Genomic DNA, 6,665 nt, shown 5'->3' with positions numbered 1-6,665 from the left:
AGCTGGTGATAGGACGGAAAAATTGGTTGCATTCCACAAGTCTTGAAGGAGCACGAACTTCAGGAATCATTCTGAGTGTATATAAAACAGCAGAACTTAACGGATTGAATCCTGTAAAGTATCTAGAATTTCTATTTGATAAGATACCAAATCTTCCCGTACTTTCAGCAGAAACTTTAGATCAACTGTTGCCTTGGAACAAGGATGTACAACAACATTTTTCTCGTAACTAAAAACGCCAAACATTCCCGATTCTATTCTATAGGTCGGGTTATTTGACGTACAGGTACTGTTCTATGGGGCGCTTACTTATGTTCATAATATTTCATGTTCTCATATAAGAAATTGTTGCCTTTGACAGCACCAAAACCTAATCCAGTAGCGACTCTACCTGGTAACTCCATCCCCAAATAACAAGAATGATGTAAAAGATCATCTAATGGTCTAATCAGTTCTACATCTGTATCTAAATATATGCCACCATTATTATAAATAATATCCAATCGAGCGTAATCAGAAACAAAAGCATATTTTTTTGCTTTGTAAGCCTCAGCCATATAATCAATTTTGAATACATCATAATTTTCTTCATTCCACTCAATAATCTCATAATCAGGACAAAACAACTTCCATGATTCTATACATTTTTTTACTTCGTTTGGAAGTGGATTTTTTCCAAACCAGCAATAATGAATCTTCTTAGGTATCATACTTTAAAATTCCTCCTTCTCTAAAAATTATTTGATATCTAAACTATTTACAATACTTTCTAGTTTTTCACAAAACTTTAAATTATTACTATTTACCTTAATTTGTATATCATTTTTAGAATCATTTAATAAATTTAAGAGTTCATTAATCTCTTTAATTACATAAATATCATAGCCCTTTTTTTTAACTGCTTCAGCAAACTCTAATTGATGATCATTTACATGTTCACTAAACTGTTTTTGTCTAGGAACAACTATAGGTTTTTTTCCCTTTTTTAAAACGTTCATAAATGTAGAGGGGCCACCATGAGTGATTACTAAACGAGCTCTATCAATATATTCTTCCATCTGCTCATAAGATAAAAATTGTTGGAAATCACAAGCTTTAGGTATATAGTTGCAAAATCCAGTTTGCATGAAAATTTCTTCTGAAACCAATCTGCTTTCTTTTAATCTATCAATTTCTTTTATTAGACGATCAAATTGCTGTTCATGTGTTCCAACAGTCACAAATATCATTAAAATATACCTCCGAGATTAATTGCTTTTGGATACACTTTTTTCATCTCATCCCACTGCACAATAAATTTATCTGTCACAGGATATACTAATTTTCCAGTCAGGGTTGGCGCATCAATTCTATCAAAAACCTCAATGTAGATAGTTTTTGCTCCCATTAGTTTACCTAAATAGAAAAACGGAACTGCTACAGCCGCACCGGAAGATATGATTAAATCTGGTTTTTCTTTTAATAGTATTTTAATAGCGAGAAAAGAATTACGGATTAAGTTTATTACATTGCGATTTGTGGGATAATAGCATGAAAAAAAACGTTCATTTTTCAACATACTTCTCGAATCCTCTTTATCAAATGTCACCCAAAATCTTTCTTCTTTTTCCCAGAAATTTTTTAATAAATATAGGTGGGTCAGATGTCCCCCACTTGAACCTACTAAACAAATTTTCAATAACTTACACTCCTTAATATGCCCCATTCGGTTTTATAACGATCCAGATTGTCTTGATGATTAGTTTAAAATCATTCAATAAACTTTGATTAGTTATATATTCTAAATCTAAATCAACCATTGCATGAAAACTAACATCATTTCTACCACTAACTTGCCACAAACCTGAACATCCAGGTTTTACATACAAGCGTTGAAGATCATATCTCGTGTACTCAGCTACTTCCCTCTCCAAAGGCGGGCGTGGACCAATTAAACTCATATCTCCTTTTAAAACATTCCATAGCTGTGGTAATTCATCAATGCTTTTGGCACGGATAGCTTTACCTATTTTGGTGACACGGGGATCTTCTTTCATCTTGAACATTGCCCCTTCTATTTCATTTTGATCCAGTAACTCTTCCAATTTTTCTTCAGCATCTAAACACATCGAACGGAATTTATACATTTTGAATGTTTTTCCATTTTTACCAACCCGTGTATGACTAAAAATTATCGGACTTTTTGGTTCTTCTTTTCTTATTCGATAAGCTACATAAATCATCAAAGGAGAAGCTAGAATCAAACCAATAATGCTCCCCACGATATCAATCATTCTTTTAAAAAACAAGTAGACATACCGTTTTTCTACTTTTTCTTTATCCAACCAAACCTGATTTGGATGTACTTCACTAATGCGAGACAATAAATCTTCACTTTCCATACTTTCAGTCCCTTTCACTATTTCACTCTCTCCTCATTTCCATTTTATCTATGAATGAAGAACTAAAATAAACCAAACTTCTTCTTTTTTACCTCTTCATAGACTGGATAACTGATCTCATCCCCGTTGATCAGGTCCTTTGCGACTTGTTTCATCTGTGCTACTTTTTCCTTACCAAAGTCCTTGGCGATTTGCTCATAACATTCTTTTAAGTAAAAGGTGCGTTTAGAGACCCCATGGGCATCAGAGGCAGCCATTTGCACGAGGTTATGTTTGACCATCATTTTGGCTGTTTTCTGGATGTCTTTGCCAAATACACCGACATAACTTGGTGCGGTGAGTTGGGCCAAGCATCCCATATCTAGGAATGGCAGCAAATGATTCGTGTCTTTACGAAAATGCGCGTTGCGTTCTGGATGGACGATCACTGGTGTCTTTCCTAGTTGTAACAACTCAAAAAAGAGCCGTTCTGCATATAACGGCACTTCCAGTGTCGGAAATTCGATTAGAAGATATGTATCATCTAAATCTGTAAATAAAATTTCATCTCGGTGGATGTCTTCAATCAGTGTTCCGGTAATACGTACTTCTTGTCCTTCCAATAACGTCAAAGGTAATTGTCTTTTCTCTAATTCTGCTTGTAACGAAGCGACTAGAGAAATGACTTGGGATTTTTCATTGCTGTATTTTCCATTATTATGATGGGGTGTGCATAAAATATGTGTGATCCCTTGTTGAATCGCTTTTTCAGCCATGGCGATACTGGCATCTAAGTTTTCTGCTCCGTCATCGATTCCTGGCAAGATATGGCAATGTAAATCAATCATTTCTCTTGTCTCCTCTCTTTTTATTTCTTAATTCCCGTAGTAATAGCCAGCATCTTTGCTGTGTTCTGCCCCATTGTATACAACACCAAGGACACGCGCTTGTACCATATCTAGCAATTCTTTTGCTTTAGACAATGATTCTTTACGTGACGTATTTTCACGTACGACCAATAAGGTACCATCCGTTTTTGAAGACATAATCTGTGCATCTGTTACGGCAACGACTGGCGGCATGTCGAAGATCACTACATCAAATAGTTGTCTTGCTTCTGCTAAAATCTGATCCATTCTTGGCGAGCTTAGTAGTTCTGATGGATTTGGTGGTTTAGGTCCACTTGGCAGAATCGACAAATTGTCGACTGGTGTTCGTTGGATCTCATCTGCTACACTTCCTGATGAACTAAGAACAGTACTTAATCCGCTTGCGTTGTTCAACTTGAACGTTTTATAGATGACGGGCTTACGTAAGTCTGCATCGACTAGCAGCACCCGTTGACCAGATTTGGCAAAAACAACGGCAATGTTTGCTGCAGTGGTCGATTTCCCTTCTCCAGGTCCTGATGAAGTCACAACAATCGTTTTGATTTGCTGACCAGCTGCGGAGGCAAACTGGATATTCGTCCGAATCGTACGATATTGTTCAGCGATTGGTGAAGAGGGATTTGTGAGTGTGACCAAACTGACTTCATGAGTTTGGGTTGCTTTTTGTTTCTGTGTTCGTGCCATTTTTCTTTCCTCCTAGACTCTTGAGCGGCTTCTGCGTGATGGCGCTGTTTTATCGTTTATAGCTTTTGGTTGTGTCGGAGCTGGTCCTTTTTTACGGATACCAACATTCAATTCTTTCGCTGACATTTCTGGTACAGTTCCTAAGATTGGGAAGCCTAATGTATCCGTCACATATTTTTCATCTTTTACTGTCCGATCGAGTAATTCAAATAAGAAAGCTAGACCTACGCCTACCATCATTCCTAACACTAAGCCAATCACTAGATTCAATTTATTATTTGGCGAAACAGGTGTCGTATTGGCAACTGCACCTGAGATGATCGAGATTTTATCGACATTCATCACGTCTTTGGCGTTCTCTTGGAATACTTGTGACGTTGTATTAGCAATCTGTTGAGCCGTCACTGCATTCGTGCTTGTTGCTTGGATCGAGAACATTTGTGAATTTTGTGACTGATTAACGGAGATGGCATCTTTGATTTGTCCAGCAGTCATTTTTACATTGTCTTCTGTTTCTAAACGATCTTTGACTTCATTTAATACTAGATCACTGACAATCATATCTTTATACGTATTGATCATTTGTAGGTTCGTATTGACATCATTGACATTTGCAGTGTCTGATTGTGGCAGTGTCACGATCAATTGGGCTTGTGAACTGTATTTTGGTGTTAAGATGAAAAACGTCACGATTCCTGAGATGGCCAAGCCAGCAAACATTGAGATGATGATTGTTGCCAAGTGTTTGCGTAATGTTTCAAAAATTTCTTTCAAGCTGATTGTCTCTTCCATTTTTTCTCCACTTTCCTATTTATTCTCTAGATTCATTTGATCTTTTAATTCTTTTTTCACACGGTCAAGTTCTTGATCGCTGACTTTTTGGTATGAGATATTGTCTTGCATGAAGCCTTCTCCTTGCAGCTGATCTTGCTTGATCGTACCAAATGCATCCCGATAATCTAAAGCAATCTTTTTCATTTCATCAAAGCTCATGTCTGTTTTCATATTCGACTCTAGAGCATTCAAAACAGATTGATAGTTGCTGACACCGTTTAGACTCAATACTTTTTTCGCTACACCTTCTACGATCTTTCTTTGACGTTCTTGTCTGCCGTAGTCACCGTTTGGATCTTCATAACGCATACGAGAATAAGACAATGCCTGATCCCCGTTCAATGTGATTTTACCGATCGTAAAATCATAGCCATCTTGTGAGAAGGTGAGGTCATTATTGACTTCGATACCACCAACTGCATCAACGAGTTCTTTTAGACCTTTCATATTGATTGAAACATAGTGGTCGATTGGGATGTCCACATATTTTTGTACGGTATCCATTGCCATAGCAGCTCCACCGAATGCGTAAGCGTGGTTGATCTTGTCTTTTGTATCATGTCCAACGATGTCGACATACGTATCACGAGGAATGCTGACAATCGTTGTCTGTTTATCTTCAGGACTGACTGTGGCAACCATCATCGTATCTGATCGTCCTTGATCGACCCGTCCTAAATCTCCCGTATCGATCCCCATCAATAGGACAGAGAAGGATTCTTGTTTGTCCAGATCAACTGGTTTTGTTCGTTCTCCTTGGGTTCGTTCCACTGATTCGTAAGTTTTTTCAATAGAATGTGAGAGATCTAGATATAATTTTGCTCCTACTCCTACGATTGCTAATACTAATACGACAAGAATTGCTAAAATAATTAGAAATATCTTTTTCCCTCTTGATTTTCTTCTTCGTTTTGCCATAGTTTCCTCCGTTTGCTAGCTTTGCTTGAATCCTCGCTTTTACTATTAATAGCTCGTATTGCTATAGCCCATTTGCTGAGCGACTGTTTCTGCTTTTGACGCGTATGCGGCTCTTATTTTTTCATTCCGGATCTGTTCGATGAGACTGAGTGCGGTCAAATATTGATCGTAAGTAGCAGTAGCTGTTACTTGACCATCTTTCAGCATCGTATCGAATAGCTGATCTAGTTGCGTGACTTGTGCAATTTGGGTATCAGCGAATCCTAGATATTGCATAACGACTGTTTTCCAAGCACTATCCTTAAAAAAGCTCATATTTTCACGTACATGGGCGACATCTGCACTTGCCAACTTTTCTTTGATGATGACATCATCCACAGCTTGCTGCCAGTTTGATACGTTTTTAGTAAATAATTTATTGACAGCCGTCTGGATCTTCAGTTTTGATTCTGCATCCTCTAACTGTGTTAAGACTGCTTTCTTTTCTTCTTGGATCGCAGCAGCTTCTTTAGGTAATTCTGATTCCTTGATGTCATAATCATCTGCCGAAAGTTTGATAGAAGATAGTTTATGTGACAAATTTGAAACTGTTTCTTCTGTTATTTCAGGATTTAGGAAAATTTTTTCTTTTGTACTGTACAGCTTATCTACTTCTTTTGATAAAGAGGTCACGGTGTCTTTTTGATTGGTGATGGCAGATTCTGCGTAATTGATCCGTTGATGATGTTGCCGCTGATTATTGAAATGGTATCCAAACAAGCAAATCACAATAGCGCCTGTGCCTACCGCCACAGTAGCCAATAACTTGACGAACGGCTTTTCCATAGATTCACTCCTAAATATTGATGATAGATAAATAAAGATGTGATTCATTCACATCAGAATGACCGCTTTTTATTTTAAAAGCATAATTAAACTAATATATTCATAGAAATATTTATAAACAGGTTTTCCCTATATAATCATACCACAAACAGTT

The 6,665-nt window shown here is 37.2% G+C and carries 9 protein-coding genes and 1 pseudogene; 1 reads left to right on the top strand and 9 read right to left on the bottom strand.

What is annotated here, in order from left to right:
* Nucleotides 1–233, top strand: a 233-nt coding sequence (locus OZZ83_RS11510) for a transposase domain-containing protein (RefSeq protein ID WP_325066064.1), incomplete at its 5' end; no start/stop codon positions are given.
* An 81-nt stretch (nucleotides 234–314) separates the two neighbouring features.
* Here OZZ83_RS11510 and OZZ83_RS11505 read toward each other — a convergent pair.
* From OZZ83_RS11505 to OZZ83_RS11465, 9 genes and pseudogenes are all read right to left on the bottom strand, one after another.
* A pseudogene (locus OZZ83_RS11505) lies at nucleotides 315–710 on the bottom strand (glycosyltransferase family 32 protein); the annotation flags it as partial.
* Between the two features lie 27 nt (nucleotides 711–737).
* Complete coding sequence (gene pssE, locus OZZ83_RS11500; protein WP_278023341.1) at nucleotides 738–1,229, bottom strand: PssE/Cps14G family polysaccharide biosynthesis glycosyltransferase; 492 nt, start codon at nucleotides 1,227–1,229, stop codon at nucleotides 738–740.
* On the bottom strand, nucleotides 1,229–1,678 hold the full coding sequence (pssD, locus tag OZZ83_RS11495) for a PssD/Cps14F family polysaccharide biosynthesis glycosyltransferase (protein WP_278023342.1): 450 nt from the start codon (nucleotides 1,676–1,678) through the stop codon (nucleotides 1,229–1,231). Before pssD ends, pssE begins: the two co-directional genes overlap by 1 nt.
* Before the next feature lie 13 nt (nucleotides 1,679–1,691).
* Nucleotides 1,692–2,381, bottom strand: coding sequence for a sugar transferase (locus OZZ83_RS11490; protein WP_123837932.1), 690 nt, complete (start codon nucleotides 2,379–2,381; stop codon nucleotides 1,692–1,694).
* Between the two features lie 62 nt (nucleotides 2,382–2,443).
* Nucleotides 2,444–3,208, bottom strand: coding sequence for a tyrosine-protein phosphatase (locus tag OZZ83_RS11485; protein ID WP_278023343.1), 765 nt, complete (start codon nucleotides 3,206–3,208; stop codon nucleotides 2,444–2,446).
* Between the two features lie 27 nt (nucleotides 3,209–3,235).
* Nucleotides 3,236–3,934, bottom strand: coding sequence for a CpsD/CapB family tyrosine-protein kinase (locus OZZ83_RS11480; RefSeq protein WP_278023344.1), 699 nt, complete (start codon nucleotides 3,932–3,934; stop codon nucleotides 3,236–3,238).
* Nucleotides 3,935–3,946: 12 nt separating this feature from the next.
* Entirely contained in the window at nucleotides 3,947–4,726 is a 780-nt protein-coding gene (locus tag OZZ83_RS11475; RefSeq protein ID WP_278023345.1) for a YveK family protein, read from the bottom strand.
* A gap of 15 nt (nucleotides 4,727–4,741) precedes the next feature.
* Nucleotides 4,742–5,686, bottom strand: a complete 945-nt coding sequence (locus tag OZZ83_RS11470) for an LCP family glycopolymer transferase (RefSeq protein ID WP_002308652.1) — start codon at nucleotides 5,684–5,686, stop codon at nucleotides 4,742–4,744.
* Nucleotides 5,687–5,731: 45 nt separating this feature from the next.
* Entirely contained in the window at nucleotides 5,732–6,511 is a 780-nt protein-coding gene (locus tag OZZ83_RS11465; protein ID WP_002377416.1) for a hypothetical protein, read from the bottom strand.
* Between the last annotated feature and the right edge of the window lie 154 nt (nucleotides 6,512–6,665).

The sequence above is a fragment of the Enterococcus sp. E5-162 genome, from assembly GCF_035725965.1.
Taxonomy (GTDB): Bacteria; Bacillota; Bacilli; order Lactobacillales; family Enterococcaceae; genus Enterococcus_B; species Enterococcus_B lactis.
The sequence above is the reverse complement of the archived record's forward strand: the minus strand, read 5'-3'. Positions and strand labels throughout refer to the sequence as shown.